This is a genomic window from Aeromonas sp. 62-46, from assembly GCF_001898585.1.
GTDB classification, from domain to species: domain Bacteria; phylum Pseudomonadota; class Gammaproteobacteria; order Enterobacterales; family Aeromonadaceae; genus Aeromonas; species Aeromonas caviae.
In genome coordinates this window covers 85,647-109,606 of the sequence record NZ_MKUI01000004.1, presented here as the reverse complement: position 1 = coordinate 109,606, position 23,960 = coordinate 85,647, and the positions used below count along the sequence as shown (strand labels likewise).

Here is a 23,960-nt window from a genome sequence, read left to right as displayed (position 1 = left end):
GACTTCCAGTGGTTTTATAAATGGAGATTGCCCATGGAGCGCCCCCTGCTGGACCCCCAATTGCTGCAGAGCTTCGTCGCCATCGTCGAAACCGGCAGCTTTACCCGCGCCGCCGAGCGTATCCACCTCACCCAGTCCACCCTGAGCCAGCAGATGCGCCGCCTGGAGCAGCAGCTGGGTTGCACCCTGCTCGACCGATCCGGCCGCCAGGTGGTGACCACGGCCCAGGGGGAGACCCTGCTCGGGCTGGCGCGCCGCATCCTGGGGCTGCTGGCCCGGGCGGGGGAGCGGGTGAGCGAGGCGAGCCACCCCCTGCGCCTCGGGGTGCCGGAGGATTTTGCCGCGGGGGCCATGACCCCGGTGCTGGCCGCCTTCGCCCGCACGCACCCGCAGGTGCGGCTGGAGGTGCAAAGCGATCTCAGCCATGCCCTGTGGCAGGCGTTCGAAGGGGGAGAGCTGGATCTGGCCCTCATCAAGCAGGGGCGCGGCCAGGGGGAGCCCATCGCCCGCTGGCGCGAGCCCCTGGCCTGGGTTGACAGCCGGGAGTGGCCCGCCGCCGGGCGCGACCCCCTGCCTCTGGTGGTGTTTCCAAGCGAGGGGCTCTACCGGCGCCAGATGACCGACGCCCTGGATGCCGAGGGGATCCCCTGGCGCATCGCCTACGTAAGCGGCAGTCTCGCCAGCCTGCAAGGGGCGGTGAGCGCGGGGATCGGGGTCAGCCTGCTGCCGGCGCGCCTGTTGCAACCGGATCAGGTGGTGCTGGCCCACTGGCCTGCGGTGCGCTCGGTGGAGCTGGCCCTGCACCAGGGGCCGGGCACGAGTGAGCCCCTCGCCCGGCTGGGGGAGGCGTTGATCGCGCTCTGTGACGAGGTGATGGGGCCGAGGTAGCCCGGGCGGCCAGGGGTCAGGCCAGGGCCTGTTTTGGCACCACGGCGAGCCAGATTTCCACTTCGCCGCTGCCGGTGGCGGCGTCAAAGCGGGCGCCGTAGCGCTCGAAATCCGGCTGCTGGGCAGATTGATAGTCCGATTGCGCGAGCCACGCCAGGGCCTGGCGCCAGGTGTGCGGCAGGGTCGCGACATGCCCCTGATGCAAGAAGATGGCGTAGGTCTGGGGGGCGATGCGCATGCGGCCAAGCCCGGGAGGCAGCACCTCCAGGGCGGCGACCTCCACCCCGCAGAGGTATTCGCAGTGGGTGTCGGTGGCGGCGCAGATGACGCCATAGGCGTGCTCCCCGAGCTGGCCCGGCAGGGGAAGCAGGGCGCTGAGGTCGCGCCACTGGCCGGCGAAGTCCCCCTGCTCGAAGGGGTGGTGACGGCGCAGCCCCCCGAGGAGCATGGCGCGGCCTTGTTCGATGCGAATGGGGGCTGACATGGTGCCTCCTGCGGGGGCGCTCAGGCCTCCCGACCTTCCTCGAGCTTGCGCTCATAATCCCGGCGAACGATGGCGAGTGCCGCCAGGGCCAGCGCGGGGGCGATGTGGTTGGTTTCCAGCAGTTCGATCAGATCCACCGCGAGCTGGACCTCGGGGGGGGCATTTTCCAGAGACATCTTGGGTTCTCAAGGGCAAGGGTGGTCGCCATTATAGCGCCCGGCGGCGCGAAGACACGCCCCGGCTGCCCGGGGCGGGACGGGTCACATGTGCTGGCGCATCTCCTTGTCCAGCTCCTCGCGCAGGGCCATCAGCTTTTTGGCGTACTGCTGCAACTGCAGATCGCTCTCGCTCACCGGCTGCCACTGGGGCACCGGGGTGGGTTTGCCATGCTCGTCCATGGCCACGAAGATGATGATGCAGTGGGTGGTCTTGCGCCGCTCCGGGTCGGTGGGGTGGCGGCTGTAGACATCCACCGCCAGGTGCATGCTGGTGGTACCGGTGTGGATCACCTTGGCGTGCACCTCCACCAGCTGGCCTATCTGGATGGGGCGCAAGAAGCGGATGCCCCCCACATAGACGGTGACGGCATAGCCGCCACACCAGCCGGCGGCGCAGGCGTAGCCGGCCTGGTCAATCCACTTCATCACCATGCCGCCATGGACTTTGCCGCCAAAGTTGACGTCGGCGGGTTCGGCGAGAAATTGCAGGGTCAGTTCACGGGCGCTCATGGTACTTCCTTATGTCGAGGCAAGGGGGGACTCCTTGGCTGTCCCCCGGGGACAATAGCAGTGGGCGGGGCCGACACTGATCCAACCAGCGCCTCCTCTTGTCTGCGCCGTCATTCACCTTGAGTTCAGCGCAGGCGGCCCAGCATGACTCATCACGCGAGGGAGGAGGCCCCATGAAACAGATGCTGGAGCAATTGATGGGAGCTGGCAAGGGCTGGCTCAACGACGGTGGTGACACGCGCAAGGCCCAGATGAAGGGCATGGCCCAGGGGGGGTTGGCCGCCGGGGCCATGGCGCTGCTGCTTGGCAACAAGAAGATGCGCAAATATGGCACCAAGGTGGCGGCGGTGGGGGGGGCGGCGGCTCTCGGGGGGCTGGCCTACAAGCTCTATCAGGACTGGCAGACCCAGCAGTCCACCCCGGCCCAGCCGACCCAGCCCCTCGACACCCTGGAGGGCAAGGCCCTGGATGCCCGCGCCAATCTGCTGGTGCGCGCCATGGTGGCGGCGGCCCGGGCCGACGGCCACATCGATGCCGCCGAGCGCCAGAAGATCCAGGAGTACCTGACCGAACAGGGGGAGCGGGATGCGGCCCGCTGGATTGACGCCGAGCTCTCCCGCCCCCTCGACCCCCATGTCCTGGCGCGAGAAGTGACCGACATGGAGCTGGCGACCGAGGTCTACCTCGCCTCCCTGCTCACCATCGAGGTGGATCACTTCATGGAGCGCGGCTATCTGGACGAGCTGGCGCGCGCCTTGAAGCTGGATGACAACCTCAAGGAGAGCATAGAGCGCCAGGTGGCCCAGCTGGGGGCGCCGGGCTGAGCCCGCATTGCCATCAGGATTGTCCACAAGGCCCCGTCATGGGGCCTTGTCGTTGCCGGGGGCTGTTGATTGCCGTGACGAGCCGATAAGATGCGGGTTCCAAAGGGTGACCGCCGAGCCTCTTTCCTCGCTGGCGACCCTCACTGCAAGGAGCATCAGGTGGACATTCGCAAGGCAACTGAACAGGATATCGACGCCATTCTGGCCCTGAACCGGCAGATAGGTCAGCTCCACTTCGAGCAGGTGCCCGAGGTGTTCTGCCCCCCGTCCCCGGAGGACAGGGCCTTCTTGCTCGGCGCCATTGCCGACGAGGCGCGTCTTTTCTGCGTGGCGGTGGTGGCGGGGGAGGTGGCGGGCTTTCTCACCGCCCGCATCGACCTCAACGAGAGCGTCCCCTTTCTCAGCAAGCTGCCCGTCTGCCGCATCACGACCGTGGTGGTGGATGAGGGGCAGCGCTCCCGGGGCATCGGCCGGGCGCTGATCGCCCACGGGGACCAGTGGGGCAAGGCGCGGGGCGCAAGCCAGTTGCGCCTGGAGGTGATGGCTTTCAACGAGCGGGCCAGGGCCCTCTACGAGCGACTGGGTTTCAAGGCCCAGTCACAGACCATGGCCAGGTAAGGCGCATTCGCTTGCAAAAGGGCCCGTTACGGGCCCTTGTCGTGTGAGGCGTCAGGGGGGCTCTGCCAGGTTTCCCGTTGCCGGGCGATGAGGCCCGCAAGCCGGTTGAGCGCCGCGTCCAGTTGCGGGCTCCAGGGATGGGAGCTGTTGAGGCGCAGGCAGTGGTTGTGCTGGCCCTGGCTGGAGAAGAGGGCCCCGGGGGCGATGGAGACCCCCTGCTCGATGGCGCTGGCATAGAGCGCCCGGCCATCGAGGCGGGCGTCAAATTCGAGCCAGAGAAAGTAGCCCCCGTCCGGGGAGGAGATGCGCGCCTCGGGGAAGAGGCGCATCAGGGCTGCCCGCATCTGCTGCTGGCGCTGGGCCAGGGTGTGGCGCAGGCGGCGAAAGTGGGCGTCCACCCCGCCCTGGCGCAGCATGTCGGCCAGCGCCAGCTGACTGGGCACATTGGTCGAGAGCGTCGACATCAGTTGCAGCCGCTGGATGCGCTCGGCGTGGCGCTTCGCCACCACCCAGCCGACCCGAAAGCCCGGCGCCAGACACTTGGTCCAGGAGCCGCACAGCAGGCTCTCTCCCCGCGCATCCCAATGGGTGATGGGCCTTGGCCGCTCGCGCCCGACATAGAGCTCCGCATAGACGTCATCCTCCACCAGGGGGACCTGATGGCGGTTGAGCAGCCCCATCAGCGCCTGCTTGTGCTCATCCGGCATGGTGTGGCCGAGGGGGTGCTGCACATTGCCCATCAGCCAGCACGCCTTGACGGGGCGCTGGGCGAGGGCCTCCTCCAGCAGGGCGAGATCGATCCCCACCCCGGGGATCACCGGGATTTCCACTACCTTGAGCTTGAGCCGCTCGATGGCCTGCAGGGCGCCGTAGAAGGTGGGGGACTCCACCACCACCCAGTCCCCGGGCTCGGTCAGCACCTGAAGACTGAGGGAGAGCGCCTCCATGGCCCCCGTGGTGATGATGATCTGCTGGGGATCCACCGCCATCCCCTCGCCGGCGTAGCGCCGGGCGATGGCGCGGCGCAGTGCCTCGTTGCCGGGGGGCAGATCTGCCACCGTGCTGAAGGGATCGAGGCGGCGCATGCAACTGCCGAGGGCCCGACCGAGCTGGGGGTGGGGGAAGAGGGTCGGGTCCGCCACCGCCATGCCAAGGGGCACCAGCTCCCGTGACTTGCTCGCCTGCAGCACCTCGAACACCAGATCGTTGATGTCCACCGAGCCGCTGTAGCGGGCCTGCTGGGGCTGGCTCTCCCGCCGGGCCGTGCTCGCGGCCTTGACATAGTAGCCGGACTGGGGCCGCGCCAGGATGAGGCCGCGGCTTTCGAGCAGCTGATAGGCCTGGAGCACCGTCATGGGGCTGAGGCCGTGGGTCTTGCAGCTCTGGCGGATGGAGGGGATGCGCTCCCCCGGCTGCCAGAGGCCGCTCGTGATCTGCTGTTGCAGCTGGTCTGCCAACTGGCCGTAGCGGGACATGGTGGGCCCAAACTGTTATAGGTGTTTTTCACTATAACTGCATCTGTTATAGGTGTCATGGACCATGGTGTACTTGGCGGGCGAAAACCTGTCCGTTAAATGCAACATAGAGAGTCATGCATGATAAGCCTGGATGATGTGGTCAGCCTCTCCCGAATACAGTTCGGGGCGACGGCGATGTTCCACTTTCTGTTTGTGCCCCTCACCCTGGGGCTGTCCTGGATCCTGGTGATCGCCGAGTCGGCCTACGTGATGACCGGCAAGGTGATCTACAAGGACATCACCCGCTTCTGGGGCAAGCTGTTTGGCATCAACTTCGTGATGGGGGTGACCACCGGGATCACCCTGGAGTTCCAGTTCGGGACCAACTGGGCCTATTACTCCCACTATGTCGGCGATATCTTCGGCACGCCGCTGGCGGTGGAGGGGCTGATGGCCTTCTTCCTCGAGTCCACATTGGTGGGCCTCTTCTTCTTCGGTTGGGACAAGCTCTCCCGCGGTCAGCACCTGCTGGTGACCATGCTGGTGGCGCTCGGCTCCAACCTCTCCGCCCTCTGGATCCTCATCGCCAACGGCTGGATGCAAAACCCGGTCGGCGCCGAGTTCAACCCCATGACCATGCGCATGGAGCTGGTGGATGTGGCCGCGGTCATCTTCAACCCGGTGGCCCAGGTCAAGTTCGTCCACACGGTGGCGGCAGGCTATGTGGCGGCCTCCCTGTTCGTGATGGGGGTGAGCAGCTGGTATCTGCTGCGCGGCATGGAGGTGCGCTTCGCCCTGCGATCCTTTGCCATCGCCTCGGGCTTTGGTCTGGCCGCCATCCTCTCTGTCATCGTGCTCGGGGACGAGTCGGGTTATCGCTCGGGGGAGGTGCAGAAGGTCAAGCTCGCCGCCATCGAGGCGGAGTGGGAGACGGAGCCCGCCCCGGCTTCTTTCACCCTGTTCGGCCTGCCGGATCAGCGTGCCGAGACCACCCACGCGGCCATCAAGATACCCTATCTGATGGGCATCATCGCCACCCGCTCCCTGGATGAGCAGGTGACGGGGCTCAAAGATCTGAAAGCGCAGCACGAGGCGCGCATTCGCAGCGGCATGTTGGCCCACGAGGCGCTCGAAGCGATGCGGGCCGATGGCAGCAACCAGGCGGCCCGCGCCACCTTCGAGCGCCACCGCGGCGATCTGGGCTACGGCCTCTTGCTCACCCCCTATGCCAAGGAGATTGGCAAGGCGGACGAGGGGGCCATCGCCAAGGCGGTGGAGGACTCCATCCCCCAGGTGGCGCCGCTGTTCTGGAGCTTTCGCCTGATGGTGGGCATCGGCGTGGCGCTGCTGGCGCTCTTTGCCGCCGCCTTCCTGCAGCTGTGCCGGGGCAGGCTGGTGCAATCCCCGCGGCTGCTCAGGGCCCTGCTCTGGTCTATTCCGCTGCCCTGGATTGCCATCGAGGCGGGCTGGTTCGTGGCGGAGTTCGGTCGCCAGCCCTGGACCATCAGCGACGTGCTGCCGGTGTCGGCCTCCGTCTCCCTGCTGCAACCGGGGCAGCTCTGGTTCAGCCTCATCGCCATCTTCCTCATCTACAGCAGCCTGCTGGTGGTGGAGTTGTTCTTGTTGCGTCATGTGATCCGCAAAGGGCCTGCCAGCCTGCAGACGGGTCGTTATCAAGGTGAAGTGTTGCAAAACGGGAGTCCTGCCTGATGGATTACGAAACCCTGAAAGTGATCTGGTGGGGGCTGGTGCTCTTCCTGCTGGTCGGCTTCGTGGTGATGGATGGCTTCGATCTCGGGGTCGGCATGCTGCTGCCCGTGGTCGGCAAGACGGATGACGAGCGGCGGGTGCTGCTCAACAGCGTGGGGCCGGTGTGGGAGGGCAACCAGGTGTGGCTCATCGCCGGTGCCGGCACCCTGTTTGCCGCCTGGCCCCTAGTCTATGCCGCCGCCTTCTCGGCGCTTTACGTGCCCTTCATGTTCCTGCTGTTCGGTCTCTTTTTGCGACCGGTGGGCTTTGACTATCGCAGCAAGCTGCCGGACCCGGTCTGGCGCCGCTGGTGGGACCGCGCCCTGGTGGTGGGCGGTCTGCTGCCGACCCTGGTGTTTGGTGCCACCCTTGGCCTGGTGCTGCAAGGGCTGCCGTTTCGCTTCGATGCGGCCCTTCGCATCCACTACGGCGCTTTTGCGTTCCACTGGCCGCTGCTGTTGACCGCCATGGGGACGGCGCTGGCGCTGCTCTTGCTGCACGGTGCCAGCTTCCTGCAGTGCAAGACCCAGGGGGCCATAGCGGCGCGCAGCGCCCGCCTCGCCCTCTGGTTCGGCCCCCTGGCGAGCGCCCTCTTTGCCCTTGGCGGCGTCTGGCTTGGAGAGATGGCGGGGTATCGCATCACGGCCATCGGCGATCTCAACGGCGCCCTCACTCCGCTGATGAAAGAGGTGGTGGCGGTGCCGGCGGGCTGGCTTGGCAACTTTGTCGCCCATCCGGTGCTCTGGGCCGTGCCTGTACTCGGGCTCCTGCTGCCCCTGGTGTGCGCGCTGGCAAGCCGCCTCGGCAAGTCCGGGCTGGCGCTCGTGGCCAGCGGCGGTGCCTGCGCCGCCATGATGCTGACCGTGGCCATCGCGCTCTTCCCCTTCGTGCTGCCCTCGTCCCTGGATCCGGCCAGCAGCCTGACCCTGTGGGACAGCACCTCCAGCGAGCGCACCCTGCTTATCATGCTGGGGATCGTCGGGGTACTGATGCCGGTCAACATCGGCTACACCCTCTGGGTCTACCGGGTGGTGCGCGGCAGGGTCAGCGCCGAGCAGGTGCGCCAGCACGGCCACAGCCTCTACTAATCCGCTTCAACACAAGGATCAACGCGATATGTGGTATTTCACCTGGTTGCTGGGGCTGGGGTTTGCCCTGCTCTGCGGGCTGGTCAATCTGCTCTGGCTGGAGGCGCGCTGGGCCGCCGATGAGGATCTCAAGGAGCCCTGAGCCTCGCATCTTGCCCATGAAAAAAGGCCGACACAGGATGTCGGCCTTTTGCTTGCCCGGGGTCAGGCAAGGGCGGCGCGGCGCTCGCCCGCTTCGCTGACATGGGTGAGGCCGTAGGCCAGCAGCACGATGAGGGCGCCAATCCAGGGGGTGTGCATCAGGCCTAGGTGCTCCACCACGAAACCGCCGACCACGGAGCCCAGCGCAATGCCGACGTTGAAGGCGGCGATGTTGAGGCCGGAGGCCACATCCACGGCATTGGGGGTGTGGCGCTCGGCCTGTTTCACCACCAGTACCTGCAGACCCGGCACGTTGCCAAAGGCGAAGGCGCCCCACACCAGCACGGTCAGTACCGCCAGCACCGGGTGCGGCGCGGTGAAGGTGAGCACCAGCAGCACCACGGCGAGCCCGGCGAACAGCAGCTTGAGAGCGGGCAATGGGCCCATCCGGTCGGCGAGCTTGCCGCCCCAGATATTGCCGACGGCGACCGATACCCCGTACACCAGCAGAATGAGGCTCACCGCGCCGGCGCTAAAGCCGCTCACCTGTTGCAGGATGGGGGCGAGGAAGGTAAACGCCGTGAAGGCACCGCCATAGCCGAGCGCCGTCTTGGCGTAGACCAGCAGCAAGGGCCTCCTGGTGAGCACGGCGAGCTGCTCGCGAACGCTGGAGGCGGCCCCCTTCGGCAGCTTCCCCGGTACCAGCAGCATGCTGCCCACCATGGCGACGAGGCCGAGCAGGCTCACCACCAGGAAGGTCTCGCGCCAGCCAAAGACCTGACCAATCCAGGTGCCAAGCGGGACGCCGGTCACCAGGGCGACCGTGAGGCCGCTGAACATGATGGCGATGGCGCTGGCCGCCTTCTCTTTGGCCACGAGACCCGTGGCGATGGTGCTGCCTACCGAGAAGAAGACCCCGTGGGCCAGCCCGGTGAGGATGCGGGCCACAATCAGGCTCTCGTACCCGGGGGCCTGCCAGGCCAGCAGGTTGCCGACGGTGAAGAGGGCCATCAGCCCCACCAGCAGCCACTTGCGCGGCAGCTTGCCGGTGAGCGCCGTGAGCACGGGGGCGCCGATGGCCACCCCAAGGGCATAGAGGCTGACCAGCAGGCCCGCCGAGGGGAGCGAGACATTGAGCTGCTCGGCGATGGTGGGGATGAGCCCCACGATCACGAATTCGGTGGTGCCTATGGCAAAGGCACTTAAGGTGAGGGCAAATAACGCCAGTGGCATAACAACTCCTTGGATTGGGACTCCCGACGGGAGAATGGCGCCAGTATGCCGAGGGTGTTTGTTGGTAAAAATGACGGCAACGTCAAATTACTTTTGCCAAATCAGCAGCAATGGGGCTGTGAAAGTGGGAGTGGCTGAGGTTGCAGAGACAAGAGTGGGCCGTACAGCGCGAGTTGAATGCAGAGGCAAAGCGTACAGACCGAACTGGGAATAAAGAGGGAAGGGCAGCGGAAGGATGCAGGAGAGGGGGCCAGCGGCGCGGGTGGCAGTGACGCGCGGTATTGGGGACAAAAAAAGCGGGAGGCACAGTGCCTCCCGCTCAGGTTCTCGTCGACGGTGTCGGGTTTTCTTTGCTCCCTTCTCCCCTTGCGGGAGAAGGGCTGGGGATGAGGGGGATCAGTCCCAATCCGGCGCAAAGTCCGGGTTGGCGCAGCGCTCACCCCGATCCAGGGTGGCGATGGCGGCCATCTCATCGCGACTGAGTTGCACCTTCAGCGCAGCCAGGTTGGCGGCCAGATTCTCCCGTTTGGTAGAGCTCGGGATCACCGTCATGCCCTGGGCCAGCAGCCAGGCCAGCGACACCTGGGCTGCCGAGACGCCGTGGCGCTGGCCGATCTCCATCAAGAGCGGCTCGGCGAGCACCTTGCCATAGGCGAGCGGCATGTAGGCGGTGATGGCGATGCCGTGGGCCTGGCAGAATTCGACCACCTTGCGGTTTTGCAGCAGGGGGTGGATCTCCACCTGCTGGTGGGCGATGACGCCCGGCCCCAGAATATCGATGGCCTGTTTAAGCTGGGCCACGGTGAAGTTGGAGACCCCGATCTCCCGGGTCAGGCCCCGGGATTTGGCCTCGGCGAGCTGCTCCAGATAGACCGCCATCGGCACCTCATCCTGGGGGGAGGGCCAGTGAATGAGCGCCAGATCCAGATAGTCGGTGCCGAGTTTTTCCAGGCTCACTTCCAGGCTCGGGATCACCTTGCCCGGACTGAACTCGCTGGTCCACACCTTGGTGGTCAGGTAGATATCCTGGCGGGGCACGCCACTCTCGCTCATCAACTGGCCGACTTCGGCCTCGTTGTCATAGATCTGGGCGGTGTCGATATGGCGGTAGCCAAGTTCCAGCCCCTGGAGCAGGGAGTCGCGAAGGGGCTGATCTTTCAGGCGGAAGGTTCCAAGACCCAGGTTGGGCATCTTCATCATCAAATTCCTCAAGTTATTGTTTCTACGCTCAATGCTTTGTCTGTTTGCCGGGCCTGCGGTGCAGATCCGGCGGGGAGGGCGCCGGCAGCCTCAGACCCTGTGATAGCGGCGCACCAGGCTGCTGGCAAACCACTCCTGGGTGTCGGCCACGAAGGCGAGAAAATGGGGCTGCTGCTGGTGGGCGCTGAGGGCTGCTTCACTCTCCCACTCCTCGTACAGCATCCAGCTATGGGGGCTCTCCAGGCTCTGGTGCAACTGGTAGCGAAGGCACCCCGGCTCTTGCAGGGTAGCGGCGATCAGCGGCTCGAGGGCAGCGCGAAACTGGGCGGCGAATTCGGGTTTGGCGTCAAGCTGGGCAATCACGATCAGGGGGGATGGCATCTGAACCTCCTCGTTAAGACGGGAGTCAGTATGCCCGCCCCAGACTGGGGGATACAGGGCAGCAGTCGCAAAACACTATTGAGGTGAGTGCAGCAATGTGGCCTCCCCATGGCTGGTCGTGGTGCAGGTGGGCCAGGGGAGGGCGGAGTATTATCAGGCGCTGGCCGGTTCGGACCAGACCGCAAATTCATTGCCGCTGGGCTCGACAAAGTGAAAGCGGCGGCCACCGGGAAAATCGAACAGGGGGCGCACTATGGTGCCCCCTGCGCCGACTACCTTGCTCTGGGTCGCCTCGATATCGGCGCTGTAGAACACCAGGAGCGCCCCGCCCTGAGCACTCTGGCTGCACATATCTGCGCGGTAGAAGCCGCCATCCAGCCCTTCTCCCTCGAAGGCGCAATAATCGGGGCCGTAGTCGGCAAACTGCCAGCCGAAAGCGGCCTGAAAGAAGGCTTTGGTGGCGGCAATATCCCTGGCCGCAAATTCCACATAGTTCAGTTTTTCATGGGCCCTGGTCATAAGGGTTTCCTTGTCGATATCGGTGGTTATTTCGGTTGCCAGCGCTTTTGCGTGGGGCTTGTGGAGTGGGGCAAGGCGTCCCAGGGGGTCAGCTTGAGCTGCTTGCGCCTAAACCAGAACCAGGTCCCCATCAGCAGACCGAGCCCGATGCCAAACAGCAGGCTCTGGCGCAGGGCAAACCCCGGGCTCACCTCATCCTGCCAGCCGAGGCACCACATCAACACCCCCCAGATAGCGCCGATGGGGAGTCCCAGGGCAAGAACGTTGATCAGAAAGCGTTCGTAGTGGGGCGGCCTGATGGTGAACCCCGCCTTTCGCAGCAGCCAGATGATCGGCGGGTTGTAGTTGAGCGTTTGCACGCCCTTCTCGGCCAGCTCCCGATGGGCGGCGGCCAGCCTGTTGTCGAATGTCATGGATCGTCCCTGTCATAGTGTGGCGCCATACGGTGCCGGTTGGCGGCATTGTACTGGCAATGGCGCAGATAAAACAGGTGGTGCGTCACGATACGAAGCGACGCCTGTCTTGCCAACTCCCGGCCATTGCACCTATAAAGACCCATTACTCTTGCCAGGATGACAACAATGAAGACCCATTCCGATGAATTGACCCTGTTTGTGGCGGTGGTGGAGGCGGGCAGCTTTCGCCAGGCGGCGGAGAATCTCGGCATGGATAATTCCGTGGTGAGCCGCGGCATCAAGCGTCTCGAAGAGAAGCTCGCCACCGTGCTCCTCAACCGCACCACCCGCCGGGTCAGCCTGACCGAGGAGGGGAGCTGGTTCTATCAGCGGGCGGTGAAGATCCTGACCGAGATGAGCGAGGCGGAAGGGTTGCTGCTGATGCGCCGGGAGCAGCCGGAGGGCATATTGCGGGTGGACGCCGCCACCCCCTTCATCCTGCATAGATTGGTGCCCATCATCGGTGAGTTTCGCCGCCGCTACCCCGCCATCGAGCTGCAACTGCACAGCTCCGAGGGCTTCATCAACCTGATGGAGCGGCGGGTGGACATGGCCATTCGCATCGGCGAGCTGACGGACTCCTCCCTGCGGGCCCTGCCGCTGGGCCGCTCCAGGCTGCGGCTGCTGGCCTCCCCCGACTATCTGAAGGCACGCGGTACCCCGCGCCAGCCGGCTGACTTGCTGGCGGGCCACGAGCTGCTCGGTTTTTTGCACCCCGATCACCTCAATCATTGGCCCCTATTGAGCGAGGAGCAGGGGGACAGGTTCGCCATCACCCCGACCCTGCGGGCCAGCAGCGGGGAAACCTTGCGTCAGCTGGCGCTGGCGGGGCAGGGGATCGTCTGCCTGTCGGACTTCATGACGGGGGATGACAGGGCGAGCGGCGTCCTGGTGGAGGTGCTGGCCCGCAGCAACAGCGGTGCCTCGCGCCCCATCCATGCGGTCTTCTACTCCGATGCCCAACGGGACATCCGGCTGCGGGTCTGGCTCGATTTCCTGAAAGAGCAGCTCGGCGCTGAAGCGTTGTAGAGGGTATGCCGACAGTTCCAACCCCCCTCCCCCTCCATGAGGGGGAGGGGGAGGGGGCATTTTCTTCCACCCCTTGGCAAGGGGAGGGCTGGGATCGGGGGCGGTCAGAACAGTCGCGCTCGCCAATATAAAGAGGCCGACATTGCTGTCGGCCTCTTTGCTTTTTTCATCTCAAGGACGCGTCGGTTACCCCATCACTCCTCTTCGGCCCAGCGGCGTGAGCGTTCCACCGCCTTCTTCCAGCCGCTGTAGCGCTTGGCGCGATCGTCGCGGTCCATCTGCGGAATGAACTCGCGGTCCACGCTGAACTTGTCTTCCAGCTCTTCGGAGCTCTTCCAGAAGCCCACGGCGAGGCCGGCCAGGAAGGCTGCGCCCATGGCGGTGGTCTCGATGCGGGTCGGACGCACCACAGGGGTGTGCATCATGTCAGCCTGGAACTGCATCAGGAAGTCGTTGGCCACGGCGCCGCCGTCTACCTTGAGAGCTGCCAGCTTGATGCCGGAGTCCTGCTGCATGGCATCCAGCACGTCGCGGCTCTGGTAGGCGATGGATTCGAGCGCCGCACGGATGATGTGGTTGCGGTTGGCGCCACGGGTCAGGCCGACCATGGTGCCGCGAGCATACGGATCCCAGTAGGGGGCGCCCAGGCCCACGAAGGCCGGTACCAGGTAGACGCCGTTGGTGTCGCCCACCTTGCTCGCGAAGTAGTCGGTATCGCGGGCATCGTGGATGATCTTGAGCTCATCGCGCAGCCACTGGATGGTGGCGCCACCCATAAATACCGCACCCTCGAGGGCATAATTCACTTCCCCTTTCGGGCCGATGGCGACCGTGGTCAGCAGGCCGTTGCTGGAGCGAACCGGCTCGGTGCCGGTGTTCATCAGCATGAAGCAGCCGGTACCGTAGGTGTTCTTGGCCATCCCTTTTTCGAAGCAGAGCTGGCCGAACAGGGCGGACTGCTGGTCACCGGCGATACCGGCGATGGGGATGCGGGCGCCGCCGCCACGGGTTGTGTAGCCATAGACCTCGGAGGAGGGTTTGACTTGCGGCAGCATGGAGGCGGGGATGCCCAGCTCGTCCAGCATGCGCTCATCCCACTTCAGGTCGCGGATGTTGTAGAGCATGGTGCGCGAGGCGTTGGTCGGGTCGGTGACGTGCACCTCGCCGTTGGTCATCTTCCACACCAGCCAGGTGTCGATGGTGCCAAACAGCAGCTCGCCGTTCATCGCCTTCTCCCGGGCCCCTTCCACGTTGTCCAGGATCCACTTCACCTTGGTGCCGGAGAAGTAGGCGTCCAGCACCAGGCCGGTGTTTTCGCGAACGTACTCTTCAAGGCCCCGGGCCTTGAGCTCTTCGCAGATGGCCGCGGTGCGGCGGCACTGCCAGACGATGGCGTTGTAGATGGGCTTGCCAGTGGCCTTTTCCCAGACGACGGTGGTTTCACGCTGGTTGGTGATGCCGATGGCGGCGATCTGCTCGCTGTGCAGGCCGCTCTTGGCCAGCACTTCGGTGAAGACGGAGGACTGGGTCGCCCAGATCTCCATGGGGTCGTGCTCGACCCAGCCCGCTTTCGGGTAGTGCTGGGTGAATTCGCGCTGGGAGGTCGCGACGATGTTGGCGTCCTGATCGAAGACAATGGCACGGGAGGAGGTGGTGCCCTGGTCCAGCGCAACGACAAATTTCTTTTCAGCAGACATGATGTTCTCCACGTTTTTATTTTCCACGTTGTTACACGTTGGGGAGGGCCGCTCTCAGGCGGCGGCCTCTTCTTTGTTAGACAGCTTGGCGGCTTCTTCGGTGGCGACGCGGTTGCCCGGGACGCAGGGAGCCAGCACTTTCACATACAGGGCGGTACCGATCTGGGCGCCGACGATGGGGCCAAGGATGGGGACCCAGAAGTAGGGGTTGTCACGACCACCGGTCAGGGCCACGTCACCCCAGCCAGCCACGAAGGCGAACAGTTTGGGGCCGAAATCACGGGCCGGGTTCATGGCAAAGCCGGTCAAGGGGCCGAGTGAGGCGCCGATCACCGCGATCAGGATGCCGATGAGCAGGGCGGCGGCGAAGCCTTTGGGGGCGCCGTTGTTGTTGTCACCCAGTGCCATGATGCCCAGCATCAGGACGGCGGTGATCACCATCTCGACCGCGAAAGCCTGCATGTTGGAGAGCAGGGCATTGGGGTAGGTGGAGAAGATGCCTGCGGTGCCGAGGCTCTCGACGCTGCCGCGCACCACGTTGTGGGTCAGCTCCCACTGGGTGAACAGGTTGCTGTAGAGGGCGTAGACCAGGGCGGCGGAGGCGAATGCCCCGGCTATCTGGGCGATGATGAAGGGCACCACCTTGCGCTTGTCAAAGCCGCAGAAGGTCATCAGCGCCAGGGTCACGGCAGGGTTGAGGTGGGCACCGGAGATGCCACCGGTGACATAGATGGCGATGGCGACACCCAGGCCCCAGGTAATGGAGATTTCCCATTGCCCGAAGTTGGCGCCAGCCAGCACCAGGGCGGCCACACAGCCGACGCCGAAGAAGATCAGCAGGCCGGTGCCGATAAACTCGGCGAGGCACTCGCCAAGCAGGGTATTGGGTCTTTGTATGCTCATAGTTGTTATTCCTTATATCCACCCACAGTAGGTTTGATGTTCCGTTTTGTTATCTTTCATTCCCATTCATTGCGCCCGAAAACGTTTCTTCTTGTTTTTTGAGCTTGCGCAAACGTTATGCTCGTTTGCGCTCGTTCTTGGACGAGAGAGAAAATAAACCTTCTGCGTCAATTCACCATACCCCCGCCACCGGAAATGTGGGCAAGATCCCATTCATTGCTAAGAAAATGTGACGAAAAGCAACAGTTGTCGGCCATATTACTCCTTAGTGAGTAGCTAAAAGCCACGCCATGCGTGGGCTGACCCTGGATGCGCGTTCACTCACAGCGTCACAATTTTTGTAATAAAACTGCAATAATTTAGCGCTCATCACAGATTAAATGTTCACAAATGAGCACAATAGGCTCGCTTGCGAATCAAGACGCGTCTGATCGCCGGCATGAGCGGGGCGTCCTCAACCGCCCAGAACAACAATAAAAGGAAGCAGAACATGCTTAGTCTCTTCAGGCCTGCACCCCATATCGACCGGCTGCCGGCCGACAAGGTGGATCCCTTCTACAAACGCATGCGTTGGCAGGTGTTCTTCGGGATCTTCTTCGGGTATGCGGGTTACTACCTGGTACGGAAAAACTTCAGTCTGGCGATGCCCTACCTCATCGAGCAGGGCTTCTCCCGCGGGGATCTGGGTCTGGCTCTCTCCGGCGTCTCCATCGCCTACGGTCTCTCCAAATTCCTGATGGGGAACGTGTCGGACAGATCCAACGCGCGCTACTTCCTCTCCGCCGGTCTGCTGCTCTCGGCAGGCATCATGTTCATGATGGGGACCATGCACTGGGCCACCTCCAGCATTGGCATCATGTTCGTGCTCTTGTTCCTGAACGGCTGGGCACAGGGCATGGGCTGGCCCCCCTGCGGTCGCACCATGGTGCACTGGTGGTCACAGAAGGAGCGGGGTGAGATCGTCTCGGTCTGGAACGTGGCCCACAACGTGGGCGGCGGCATGATAGGCCCCCTGTTCATCCTCGGCATGGGCTGGTTCAACGACTGGCGCAGCGCCTTCTATGTGCCTGCGGCGGCGGCGGCGGCCATCGCGGTGATCGCCTTCTTCGTGATGCGCGATACCCCGCAATCGGTCGGTCTTCCCCCCATCGAGGAGTACAAGAACGACTACCCGAAGGATTACAACGAAAGCCACGAGCAGGAGTTCTCCGCCAAGGAGATCTTCATGAAGTACGTGCTGCACAACAAGCTGCTCTGGTACATCGCCATCGCCAACGCCTTCGTCTACCTCATCCGTTACGGCGTGCTGGACTGGGCGCCCACCTATCTGAAAGAGGCCAAGGACTTCAGCGTGGATCACTCCTCCTGGGCCTACTTCCTCTATGAGTGGGCGGGGATCCCGGGCACCCTGCTGTGCGGCTGGATCTCCGACAAGATGTTCAAGGGCCGCCGCGCCCCGGCAGGCATCCTGTTCATGGTGCTGGTGACCCTCTCCGTGCTGGTCTACTGGTTCAACCCGGCGGGCAACCCGACCATCGACATGATGGCCCTGGTCGCCATCGGCTTCCTCATCTATGGCCCCGTCATGCTGATCGGCCTCTACGCCCTGGAGCTGGCGCCCAAGAAGGCGGCCGGTACCGCGGCGGGCTTCACCGGCCTGTTCGGTTATCTGGGTGGCGCGGTCGCGGCCAACGCCATGCTGGGCTATACCGTTGACCACTTCGGCTGGGACGGCGGCTTCATGGTGCTCACCGTCTCCTGCGTGCTCTCCATCATCCTGCTGGCCATGACCTTCAAGCACGAGAACGAGTCGATTGCCGCCAAGGCGGCTGCCCATAAGGCATAAAACGTGATCCTGCCCTTATCGATTGGAAAAGGGATCAGGTACACTGCCAAAGGCCCCGCACCTGCCGGGGCCTTTTTTCGTCTCATCTGCGGAGTGCAAGCGTGAAGCAAACCCAACGACATCTGGAGATCCTGGACGTCCTGACCCGGCAGGGTTTCGTCTCGACCGACGATCTGGTGACCCATTTTGACGTCAGCCCCCAGACCATTCGCCGGGATCTCAACGATCTCGCCGAACAGAACAAGATCCGGCGCCATCACGGCGGGGCCTCACTGCATTCGAGCACCGTCAACACCGCCTACAGTGCCCGCAAGGTGATGCAGCTCAAGGAGAAGGAGCGCATCGCCCGGGAAGTGGCCGCCAACATCCCCGACGGTTCGTCGCTCTTTATCGACATCGGCACCACCACCGAGGCCATCGCCCGGGCCCTGCTCGACCACCGGGAGCTGCGCGTGGTCACCAACAACCTGAACGTCGCCAGCATCCTGACCGCCAAGGATGACTTCACCGTCATCATCGCCGGCGGCGAAATTCGCAACCGGGATGGCGGCATTGTCGGGGAGGCGACCCGCGACTTCATCGGCCAGTTTCGCATGGACTACGGCGTCATCGGCATCTCGGGCATCGATAGCGACGGCTCCCTGCTCGATTTCGACTATCACGAGGTGAAGATCGCCCAGGCCATCATCGCCCACTCCCGCCAGGTCTTCCTGGCCGCCGACCACACCAAGTTTGGCCGCAACGCCATGGTCAACCTCGGCAACCTCAACCAGATCCACGCCCTGTTCACGGATCAGGAGCCGCCGGAGAAGCTGATGCGACTGATGTCCCAGCATCAGATCGCCTGCCATATCTGCTGAGCTTCCCCGCACAGGCATCAGGCCGCCTCGGGGCGGCCGCTTTTTTTCCTGCCCCCTCCCGGCCTGCTGCGTCTCCCTTGCGGCGCCTAAGCGGCCAGTTCCTGGCGCTGACACTCCTTCTTTGACCCCCTGATGTTGCCCCGCACTCGGACACCCGGTTTGCACCGACGCTAGGCGCCTGCGAGGGATTCACGCTATCGCGCTCATCACTTTGCCTCATGGCCTCCCCATCCGTGACTCTTTGTTCTCCTCCCAGCCCGAAGTGGCTGTTTCCGGCAGACCTTAGCCTTGCCAGGCCGTCACCGACTGGCAGCATTTTTAGCATTGTGAAAACAATCGCGATCACATTTCTCTCACGAAATGTTCGTTTATTGGTTTTTCATGTTCTAATATGAGCGAAATCAAACATTGCTGTCATGGCAAACACAAAATAAGAAAGTAGGTGAACATGAGCGAACATTATGATCTGGTCGTCGTCGGCGGCGGCATCAACGGGGTCGGCATCGCGGCAGATGCGGCGGGGCGGGGGCTGAAGGTGGCGCTGTTCGAGGCGAGCGATCTCGCCTCTGCCACCTCGTCCAACTCCAGCAAGCTGATCCACGGCGGCCTGCGCTATCTCGAACATTACGAATTCCGGCTGGTGAAAGAGGCGCTGGCGGAGCGGGAGGTCCTGCTCGGCATGGCTCCCCACATCGCCCGTCCCATGCGTTTTCGTCTGCCTCATCGCCCGCACCTGCGTCCGGCCTGGATGATCCGCGCCGGTCTCTTCCTTTATGACAACCTGGCCAAGCGGGACAAGCTCAAGGGGAGCTGCGGCCTGCGCTTCCTGCCGCAGGACGGTCTCAAGAGCGGCATCAACAAGGGCTTTGAATACTCGGACGCCTGGGTCGACGACGCCCGGCTGGTGGTGCTCAATGCCATGCTGGCGCGGGACAAGGGCGCCGATGTGCAGACCCGTACCCGCTGCGTCAAGGCGGTGCGCGGATCCAAGCACTGGACCCTGACGCTGGAGCGGGAAGGGGGCGAGCAGTTCACCGTCAGCTGCCGTGGTCTGGTCAATGCGGCGGGCCCCTGGGTCAAGACCTTCTATGACGAGAGCCTGAGCGAGAAATCCCCCCGCGGCATTCGCCTCATCAAGGGGAGCCACATGATAGTGCCGCGCATCCATGAGCGCGAAGAGGCCTACATCCTGCAAAACGAGGACAACCGCATCGTCTTCGTCATCCCCTACCAGCAGGACTATTCCCTCATCGGCACCACGGACGTGGAGCACAAGGGCAGCCCGCGGGAGGCCAAGATCAGCGATGCCGAGATCAACTACCTGTGCAAGGTGGTCAATGCCCACTTCACCAGGCAGATAAGCCCGGCAGACGTGGTGTGGACCTATGCCGGGGTGCGCCCCCTGTGTGACGACGAGTCCGATTCACCCCAGGCGGTGACCCGAGACTACACGCTCGAGCTCAGTGGTGAATCCGACGGCGCGCCGCTGTTGTCGGTGTTTGGCGGCAAGCTCACCACCTACCGCAAGCTGGCCCAGGCCGCCTGCAACAAGCTCAAGCCCTGGTTCAGCCAGATGGGAGAGGACTGGACCGCCAACAGCCGGCTGCCCGGTGGCGAGTTCGACTGCTCGGTGCGTGAACTGGCGCGAGCCTTTGCGCTGGAATTCGACTGGCTCGACGATCGCAGCGCCCTGCGCATCGCCGAATCCTATGGCGCTCATGCCCGCCTCTGGCTGAAGGAGGAGCGCGGCCAGCACTTTGGCGCCGGACTGTATGAATCCGAAGTGCGCTATCTCATCGCGCGCGAATGGGCCCACTCCCTGGAGGACATCCTGTGGCGCCGCAGCAAGCTGGGGCTGCGCCTGTCGGAATCCGAACAGCAGCAGCTCGGTGCCTGGCTGCTCGAACACCACCACGCCCTGCCCAAGGCCAGCTGATGACCCACGGCGGGCGGCCTTTGCCGTCCGCCGTCAAACTGCAATAAACCCCTGCTATAACAATTGCCTGCATCCTACACACCATAACAACGAGATCTCTTGATGAAGCAACCTCACCGTACCCTGATAGCCCTTGGCCTCGGGGCTGCCCTGGCGCTGCCCGCACTGGCGGCCGACGAAGGCAAAATCGTGATCGCCCACCGTGGTGCCTCCGGTTACCTGCCGGAACACACCCTGGAATCCAAGGCCCTGGCCTATGGCATGGGCGCCGACTATCTGGAGCAGGACTTGGTGATGACCAAGGATGACCAGCTGGTGGTGATGCACGATCACTTCCTCGATGGCATCACGGACGTGGCCGAGCGCTTTCCCGGCCGGGCCCGCCCGGACGGTCGCTACTATGTGGTGGATTTCACCCTGGACGAGGTGCGCTCCCTGCGCATGACCGAGCCGTTCCAACTGGTGGACGGCAAGCAGGTGCCGGTCTATCCGGCGCGCTTCCCGCTGTGGAAGTCGAGCTTCAGGATCCACACCTTCCAGGAAGAGATCGAGATGATCCAGGGGCTCAACAAGAGCACCGGCAAGCACATCGGCATCTACCCGGAGATAAAAGCTCCCTGGCTGTTCCGCCACGAAGGCAAGGACATCTCCAGGGCGGTGCTCAAGGTACTGAAGGAGTACGGCTACACCAGCAAGAACGACAAGGTCTATCTGCAGTGTTTCGATGCCAACGAGCTCAAGCGCATCAACGGCGAACTGATGCCCGCCTTGGGTATGGACTTGAAGTTGGTGCAGTTGATGGCCGAGACCGACTGGAACGAGACCATGGTCTACGATGCCAAGGGCAAGGCGACCCCCTACAGCTATGACTGGATGTTCAAGCCGGGGGCCATGAAGACCATCGCCACCTATGCCGAGGGAATCGGTCCCTGGAAACCCATGGTGGTGACCGAGCCGGGCACTCCCGGCAAGCCGGTCTTCACCGGCATGGTGAAAGAGGCCCACGCGGCCGGTCTCAAGGTGCATCCTTATACCTTCCGTCAGGATGAGGAGCAGATCCCGGCCTATGCGAAAGACTTCACCGACCTGCTCAACATCTTCCTCTATCAGGCCGATGTGGATGGGGTATTTAGCGACTTCCCCGACAAGGCGGTCGAGGCTATCAAGGCCCACGGCAAATAATAAAAGAAGAGCAACACGGGAATGCAAGCGGGGCCAGGTGCCCCGCTTTTTTGTGCCCGGCATTATCGCCGGGATGAGGGGCCGGATAAGGGGTCATGAGAGGGGGCAGAGAGATGATATTGAAATGGATGGGTGTAATAAAATGTTTACGATTTGGGGCTGATTTGGCCTCGCGTGTCGCTACTTTTGAGTTGTTTCACTCTGCATTCTTGGTCATTTATCCATCTGTCAGCGTGCAAAGACGCTAGTTTCACTTGATTGTTTGTTTTTCCTTGGTAAGGTGGGGGCGGTTGCGTAACAAAGTGCTGACTTGTGTAAACAAAAATGAACGATCGGCGCCCTTGGCTTGAAACAGTAGAGAGAATGAGAAGATGCAAAGAGATCCCCTGAACAACATCCATATCCAGTCCGAACAAGTGATGATCACGCCTGCCCAGCTCAAGGAGAAACTGCCCATCTCCGATCGCGCGCTGGCATTCGTGCAAGGGGCCCGCAATACCATCGCCGACATCATCCACCGTCGCGATCACCGCTTGCTGGTGATCTGTGGTCCCTGCTCCATCCACGACATGGACGCTGCCAAAGAGTACGCAACCAGACTCAAAGCGCTTCATGACGCCTATCAGGACTCTCTCTACATTGTCATGCGGGTCTACTTTGAGAAGCCGCGCACCACGGTCGGCTGGAAGGGCTTTATCAACGATCCGAACCTGGACGGCACCTTTGACGTGGAACTGGGTCTGCACCGCGCCCGCGAGCTGCTCTGCTGGCTGGCCGAGCTGGAGTTGCCGCTGGCGACCGAGGCGCTCGACCCCATCAGCCCGCAGTACCTGGCGGAGCTCTTCTCCTGGTCGGCCATCGGTGCCCGCACCACCGAATCCCAGACCCACAGGGAGATGGCCTCCGGCCTCTCCATGCCGGTCGGCTTCAAGAACGGCACCGACGGCAACCTCGGCACCGCCATCAATGCGCTGCAGGCCGCTTCCAGCCCCCACGCCTTCATGGGGATCAACCAGCAGGGTCAGGTCGCGCTGCTGCAGACCCAGGGCAACCCGGACGGCCACGTGATCCTGCGCGGCGGCAAGCACCCGAATTACGATTCCGTCAATGTGTCGCTGGCGGAAGAGGCGCTGGAGAAGGCGGGTCTGCTGCCCGGTCTGGTGGTGGATTGCAGCCATGGCAACTCCAGCAAGGATCACCGGCTGCAGCCCAAGGTGGCCGACAACGTGATCCACCAGATCCAGGAGGGCAACCGCTCCATCATCGGGGTGATGCTCGAATCCAACCTGTTCGAAGGCAACCAGTCCAGCGAGCAGCCCAAGTGCGAGATGCGCTACGGCGTCTCCATCACCGATGCCTGCATCGACTGGGAGACCACGGATGCGCTGCTGGCCCGCTGCCACAGCCAGCTGGCGGCACCACTTTTGGCCAGAACATCGGCATAAGCCGTGGTATCTTGTTGTAACTGATTGAACCATCGAGGTATCACTGCCCACGCAGTGATACCTTGTTGCCTCTTGAATGACAGGGCGTCGCTGCGGGCGGCGCCAGCAGGGACTGGACATGGCGGAAGAGTTGAATGCCCTCAGGGACAAGATAGATGCGGTGGACAAGCAGCTGATTGATCTGCTGGCTGCCCGTCTCGCCCTGGTGGGGGAAGTGGGGGAAGTGAAGAGCCGGCACGGCCTGCCCATCTATGCACCGGATCGGGAGGCGAGCATGCTGGCCCGCCGCCGCGCCGAGGCCGAGGCACTGGGGGTGCCGGGGGACCTTATCGAAGATGTGCTGCGCCGGGTGATGCGCGAATCCTATATTCTGGAGTCCGCCAGCGACAAGGAGCACCACTTCAAGTGCATGAAGCCTGAGCTCGGCAAGGTGGTGATCATCGGTGGCCAGGGGCAGCTTGGCCGCCTGTTCGGCAACCTGTTCAGCCTCTCGGGTTACCGGGTCGAAACCCTGGGTCAGGCCGATTGGCCGCGCGCCGACGAGATCCTGCACGGCGCCGGGCTGGTGATGGTGGCGGTGCCCATCGACGTCACCTGCCAGGTGATCGACCGGCTCGGCAACCTGCCGGCGGACTGCCTGCTGGTGGACGTGACCAGCGTCAAGAGTGAACCGCTTGCCCATATGCTGGCGGTACACCAGGGGCCTGTGCTGGGGCTGCACCCCATGTTCGGGCCGGACGTGGCGAGCCTCGCCAAGCAGGTGATCGTCTGCTGTCAGGGACGCGATCCCGCCGCCAGCCAGTGGCTGCTGGAACAGATGACCATCTGGGGGGCGCGTTTGCAGCAGGTGGAGGCCAGGGCCCACGACGAGGCAATGACCTTCATTCAGGCGCTGCGCCACTTCGCCACCTTCGCCTACGGCTGGCACCTCTCCCGGGAGCAGGCCAACATCGACCGCCTGCTGGCCTTGAGCTCCCCCATCTACCGGCTGGAGCTCGCCATGGTGGGGCGACTGTTTGCCCAGGATCCCCACCTCTATGCCGACATCATTCTGTCGTCACCGCAGAACCTCGCGATGATCCGCCGCTACTACCAGAACTTCGGCGAGGCGCTGGGCCTGCTGGTGCGGGGCGACAGGGAGGGCTTCATCGAGGCCTTCAGCCAGGTCTCCGGCTTCTTCGGCGAGCGGGCGGAGGAGTTCCTGCGCGAGAGCCGCACCCTGCTGGCCCAGGCCAACGACCGTCGCCATCACTGCTGATGCACAAAGACATCTATATAAAAGGGGCCTGATGGCCCC

The 23,960-nt window shown here is 63.6% G+C and carries 24 protein-coding genes; 13 read left to right on the top strand and 11 right to left on the bottom strand.

What is annotated here, in order from left to right; genetic code table 11:
• Window positions 1-45 precede the first annotated feature (45 nt).
• Window positions 46-888: a LysR family transcriptional regulator gene (locus tag BGO64_RS01515; RefSeq protein ID WP_124245432.1), complete on the top strand. Its 843-nt coding sequence runs from the start codon at window positions 46-48 to the stop codon at window positions 886-888.
• 16 nt (window positions 889-904) lie between these two features.
• Here the strand turns inward: BGO64_RS01515 and BGO64_RS01510 are convergent, their stop codons facing one another.
• The 3 genes from BGO64_RS01510 to BGO64_RS01500 form a co-directional block, all read right to left on the bottom strand.
• Entirely contained in the window at window positions 905-1,372 is a 468-nt protein-coding gene (locus BGO64_RS01510; RefSeq protein WP_039038603.1) for a GyrI-like domain-containing protein, read from the bottom strand.
• Between the two features lie 20 nt (window positions 1,373-1,392).
• Window positions 1,393-1,548 carry a pleiotropic regulatory protein RsmS gene (gene rsmS, locus BGO64_RS01505; protein ID WP_010674200.1) on the bottom strand — a complete coding sequence of 52 codons (156 nt, stop codon included), beginning with the start codon at window positions 1,546-1,548 and terminating at the stop codon, window positions 1,393-1,395.
• An 84-nt stretch (window positions 1,549-1,632) separates the two neighbouring features.
• Window positions 1,633-2,100 (bottom strand): acyl-CoA thioesterase, encoded by a 468-nt coding sequence (locus BGO64_RS01500; RefSeq protein WP_010674201.1) that lies wholly within the window; start codon window positions 2,098-2,100, stop codon window positions 1,633-1,635.
• Window positions 2,101-2,273: 173 nt separating this feature from the next.
• On the opposite strand from BGO64_RS01500, the gene BGO64_RS01495 reads away from it, so the two are divergent.
• Together BGO64_RS01495 and BGO64_RS01490 are read left to right on the top strand one after the other, a co-directional pair.
• Complete coding sequence (locus BGO64_RS01495; RefSeq protein WP_286700054.1) at window positions 2,274-2,924, top strand: tellurite resistance TerB family protein; 651 nt, start codon at window positions 2,274-2,276, stop codon at window positions 2,922-2,924.
• 159 nt (window positions 2,925-3,083) lie between these two features.
• Window positions 3,084-3,542, top strand: a complete 459-nt coding sequence (locus BGO64_RS01490; protein ID WP_039038605.1) for a GNAT family N-acetyltransferase — start codon at window positions 3,084-3,086, stop codon at window positions 3,540-3,542.
• Between the two features lie 26 nt (window positions 3,543-3,568).
• Here BGO64_RS01490 and BGO64_RS01485 read toward each other — a convergent pair whose 3' ends face one another.
• Window positions 3,569-5,017, bottom strand: a complete 1,449-nt coding sequence (locus BGO64_RS01485; protein WP_053288572.1) for an aminotransferase-like domain-containing protein — start codon at window positions 5,015-5,017, stop codon at window positions 3,569-3,571.
• A 120-nt stretch (window positions 5,018-5,137) separates the two neighbouring features.
• On the opposite strand from BGO64_RS01485, the gene BGO64_RS01480 reads away from it, so the two are divergent.
• The 3 genes from BGO64_RS01480 to BGO64_RS01470 are packed head-to-tail and all read left to right on the top strand — an operon-like array spanning window position 5,138 to window position 7,978.
• Window positions 5,138-6,709, top strand: coding sequence for a cytochrome ubiquinol oxidase subunit I (locus BGO64_RS01480; protein WP_234924026.1), 1,572 nt, complete (start codon window positions 5,138-5,140; stop codon window positions 6,707-6,709).
• On the top strand, window positions 6,709-7,836 hold the full coding sequence (gene cydB, locus BGO64_RS01475; RefSeq protein ID WP_286700053.1) for a cytochrome d ubiquinol oxidase subunit II: 1,128 nt from the start codon (window positions 6,709-6,711) through the stop codon (window positions 7,834-7,836). The genes BGO64_RS01480 and cydB overlap by 1 nt, the downstream gene beginning before the upstream one ends.
• A gap of 28 nt (window positions 7,837-7,864) precedes the next feature.
• Window positions 7,865-7,978: a CydX/CbdX family cytochrome bd oxidase small subunit gene (locus BGO64_RS01470; RefSeq protein ID WP_010674207.1), complete on the top strand. Its 114-nt coding sequence runs from the start codon at window positions 7,865-7,867 to the stop codon at window positions 7,976-7,978.
• Between the two features lie 62 nt (window positions 7,979-8,040).
• Here BGO64_RS01470 and BGO64_RS01465 read toward each other — a convergent pair whose 3' ends face one another.
• The 5 genes from BGO64_RS01465 to BGO64_RS01445 all read right to left on the bottom strand — a co-directional run bounded on the left by BGO64_RS01465 (window position 8,041) and on the right by BGO64_RS01445 (window position 11,723).
• Window positions 8,041-9,210: an MFS transporter gene (locus BGO64_RS01465; RefSeq protein WP_286700052.1), complete on the bottom strand. Its 1,170-nt coding sequence runs from the start codon at window positions 9,208-9,210 to the stop codon at window positions 8,041-8,043.
• A gap of 396 nt (window positions 9,211-9,606) precedes the next feature.
• Window positions 9,607-10,410: a 2,5-didehydrogluconate reductase DkgB gene (gene dkgB / locus BGO64_RS01460; protein WP_286700051.1), complete on the bottom strand. Its 804-nt coding sequence runs from the start codon at window positions 10,408-10,410 to the stop codon at window positions 9,607-9,609.
• A 90-nt stretch (window positions 10,411-10,500) separates the two neighbouring features.
• Window positions 10,501-10,791: a putative quinol monooxygenase gene (locus tag BGO64_RS01455; protein WP_139737152.1), complete on the bottom strand. Its 291-nt coding sequence runs from the start codon at window positions 10,789-10,791 to the stop codon at window positions 10,501-10,503.
• Between the two features lie 153 nt (window positions 10,792-10,944).
• The gene (locus BGO64_RS01450) at window positions 10,945-11,310 is read right to left on the bottom strand and encodes a VOC family protein (protein WP_286700050.1); all 366 of its coding nucleotides are present in this window, start codon (window positions 11,308-11,310) and stop codon (window positions 10,945-10,947) included.
• A 26-nt stretch (window positions 11,311-11,336) separates the two neighbouring features.
• Entirely contained in the window at window positions 11,337-11,723 is a 387-nt protein-coding gene (locus BGO64_RS01445) for a DUF6404 family protein (protein ID WP_010674227.1), read from the bottom strand.
• 168 nt (window positions 11,724-11,891) lie between these two features.
• Here BGO64_RS01445 and BGO64_RS01440 point away from each other — a divergent pair, with 168 nt between their 5' ends.
• On the top strand, window positions 11,892-12,794 hold the full coding sequence (locus BGO64_RS01440; RefSeq protein ID WP_286700049.1) for a LysR family transcriptional regulator: 903 nt from the start codon (window positions 11,892-11,894) through the stop codon (window positions 12,792-12,794).
• Window positions 12,795-12,988: 194 nt separating this feature from the next.
• Here BGO64_RS01440 and glpK read toward each other — a convergent pair whose 3' ends face one another.
• Entirely contained in the window at window positions 12,989-14,491 is a 1,503-nt protein-coding gene (gene glpK, locus BGO64_RS01435) for a glycerol kinase GlpK (RefSeq protein WP_010674229.1), read from the bottom strand.
• Window positions 14,492-14,545: 54 nt separating this feature from the next.
• Window positions 14,546-15,394, bottom strand: a complete 849-nt coding sequence (locus BGO64_RS01430; protein ID WP_039038615.1) for an MIP/aquaporin family protein — start codon at window positions 15,392-15,394, stop codon at window positions 14,546-14,548.
• Between the two features lie 490 nt (window positions 15,395-15,884).
• Here BGO64_RS01430 and glpT point away from each other — a divergent pair, with 490 nt between their 5' ends.
• The 6 genes from glpT to tyrA all read left to right on the top strand — a co-directional run bounded on the left by glpT (window position 15,885) and on the right by tyrA (window position 23,921).
• Complete coding sequence (gene glpT / locus BGO64_RS01425; RefSeq protein ID WP_286700048.1) at window positions 15,885-17,240, top strand: glycerol-3-phosphate transporter; 1,356 nt, start codon at window positions 15,885-15,887, stop codon at window positions 17,238-17,240.
• A 101-nt stretch (window positions 17,241-17,341) separates the two neighbouring features.
• Complete coding sequence (locus BGO64_RS01420; protein ID WP_010674233.1) at window positions 17,342-18,100, top strand: DeoR/GlpR family transcriptional regulator; 759 nt, start codon at window positions 17,342-17,344, stop codon at window positions 18,098-18,100.
• 448 nt (window positions 18,101-18,548) lie between these two features.
• A complete protein-coding gene (gene glpD, locus BGO64_RS01415) occupies window positions 18,549-20,036 on the top strand; it encodes a glycerol-3-phosphate dehydrogenase (protein WP_045525385.1) in 1,488 nt (495 codons plus the stop codon).
• A gap of 102 nt (window positions 20,037-20,138) precedes the next feature.
• Window positions 20,139-21,218 carry a glycerophosphodiester phosphodiesterase gene (gene glpQ, locus BGO64_RS01410; protein ID WP_286700047.1) on the top strand — a complete coding sequence of 360 codons (1,080 nt, stop codon included), beginning with the start codon at window positions 20,139-20,141 and terminating at the stop codon, window positions 21,216-21,218.
• A gap of 371 nt (window positions 21,219-21,589) precedes the next feature.
• Window positions 21,590-22,663, top strand: a complete 1,074-nt coding sequence (locus BGO64_RS01405; RefSeq protein WP_010674236.1) for a 3-deoxy-7-phosphoheptulonate synthase — start codon at window positions 21,590-21,592, stop codon at window positions 22,661-22,663.
• A gap of 118 nt (window positions 22,664-22,781) precedes the next feature.
• Window positions 22,782-23,921: a bifunctional chorismate mutase/prephenate dehydrogenase gene (gene tyrA / locus BGO64_RS01400; RefSeq protein WP_286700046.1), complete on the top strand. Its 1,140-nt coding sequence runs from the start codon at window positions 22,782-22,784 to the stop codon at window positions 23,919-23,921.
• The last annotated feature ends 39 nt before the right edge of the window (window positions 23,922-23,960 follow it).

Coding starts and splice junctions, on each gene's coding strand:
- BGO64_RS01405 (WP_010674236.1), top strand. CDS start 21,590: ATGCAAAGAGATCCCCTGAACAACATCCATATCCAGTCCGAACAAGTG.
- tyrA (WP_286700046.1), top strand. CDS start 22,782: ATGGCGGAAGAGTTGAATGCCCTCAGGGACAAGATAGATGCGGTGGAC.
- dkgB (WP_286700051.1), bottom strand. CDS start 10,410: ATGATGAAGATGCCCAACCTGGGTCTTGGAACCTTCCGCCTGAAAGAT.
- glpQ (WP_286700047.1), top strand. CDS start 20,139: ATGAAGCAACCTCACCGTACCCTGATAGCCCTTGGCCTCGGGGCTGCC.
- BGO64_RS01455 (WP_139737152.1), bottom strand. CDS start 10,791: ATGCCATCCCCCCTGATCGTGATTGCCCAGCTTGACGCCAAACCCGAA.
- BGO64_RS01510 (WP_039038603.1), bottom strand. CDS start 1,372: ATGTCAGCCCCCATTCGCATCGAACAAGGCCGCGCCATGCTCCTCGGG.
- BGO64_RS01470 (WP_010674207.1), top strand. CDS start 7,865: ATGTGGTATTTCACCTGGTTGCTGGGGCTGGGGTTTGCCCTGCTCTGC.
- cydB (WP_286700053.1), top strand. CDS start 6,709: ATGGATTACGAAACCCTGAAAGTGATCTGGTGGGGGCTGGTGCTCTTC.
- rsmS (WP_010674200.1), bottom strand. CDS start 1,548: ATGTCTCTGGAAAATGCCCCCCCCGAGGTCCAGCTCGCGGTGGATCTG.
- BGO64_RS01445 (WP_010674227.1), bottom strand. CDS start 11,723: ATGACATTCGACAACAGGCTGGCCGCCGCCCATCGGGAGCTGGCCGAG.
- glpT (WP_286700048.1), top strand. CDS start 15,885: ATGCTTAGTCTCTTCAGGCCTGCACCCCATATCGACCGGCTGCCGGCC.
- BGO64_RS01485 (WP_053288572.1), bottom strand. CDS start 5,017: ATGTCCCGCTACGGCCAGTTGGCAGACCAGCTGCAACAGCAGATCACG.
- glpK (WP_010674229.1), bottom strand. CDS start 14,491: ATGTCTGCTGAAAAGAAATTTGTCGTTGCGCTGGACCAGGGCACCACC.
- BGO64_RS01465 (WP_286700052.1), bottom strand. CDS start 9,210: ATGCCACTGGCGTTATTTGCCCTCACCTTAAGTGCCTTTGCCATAGGC.
- BGO64_RS01450 (WP_286700050.1), bottom strand. CDS start 11,310: ATGACCAGGGCCCATGAAAAACTGAACTATGTGGAATTTGCGGCCAGG.
- BGO64_RS01500 (WP_010674201.1), bottom strand. CDS start 2,100: ATGAGCGCCCGTGAACTGACCCTGCAATTTCTCGCCGAACCCGCCGAC.
- BGO64_RS01440 (WP_286700049.1), top strand. CDS start 11,892: ATGAAGACCCATTCCGATGAATTGACCCTGTTTGTGGCGGTGGTGGAG.
- BGO64_RS01480 (WP_234924026.1), top strand. CDS start 5,138: ATGATAAGCCTGGATGATGTGGTCAGCCTCTCCCGAATACAGTTCGGG.
- glpD (WP_045525385.1), top strand. CDS start 18,549: ATGAGCGAACATTATGATCTGGTCGTCGTCGGCGGCGGCATCAACGGG.
- BGO64_RS01495 (WP_286700054.1), top strand. CDS start 2,274: ATGAAACAGATGCTGGAGCAATTGATGGGAGCTGGCAAGGGCTGGCTC.
- BGO64_RS01430 (WP_039038615.1), bottom strand. CDS start 15,394: ATGAGCATACAAAGACCCAATACCCTGCTTGGCGAGTGCCTCGCCGAG.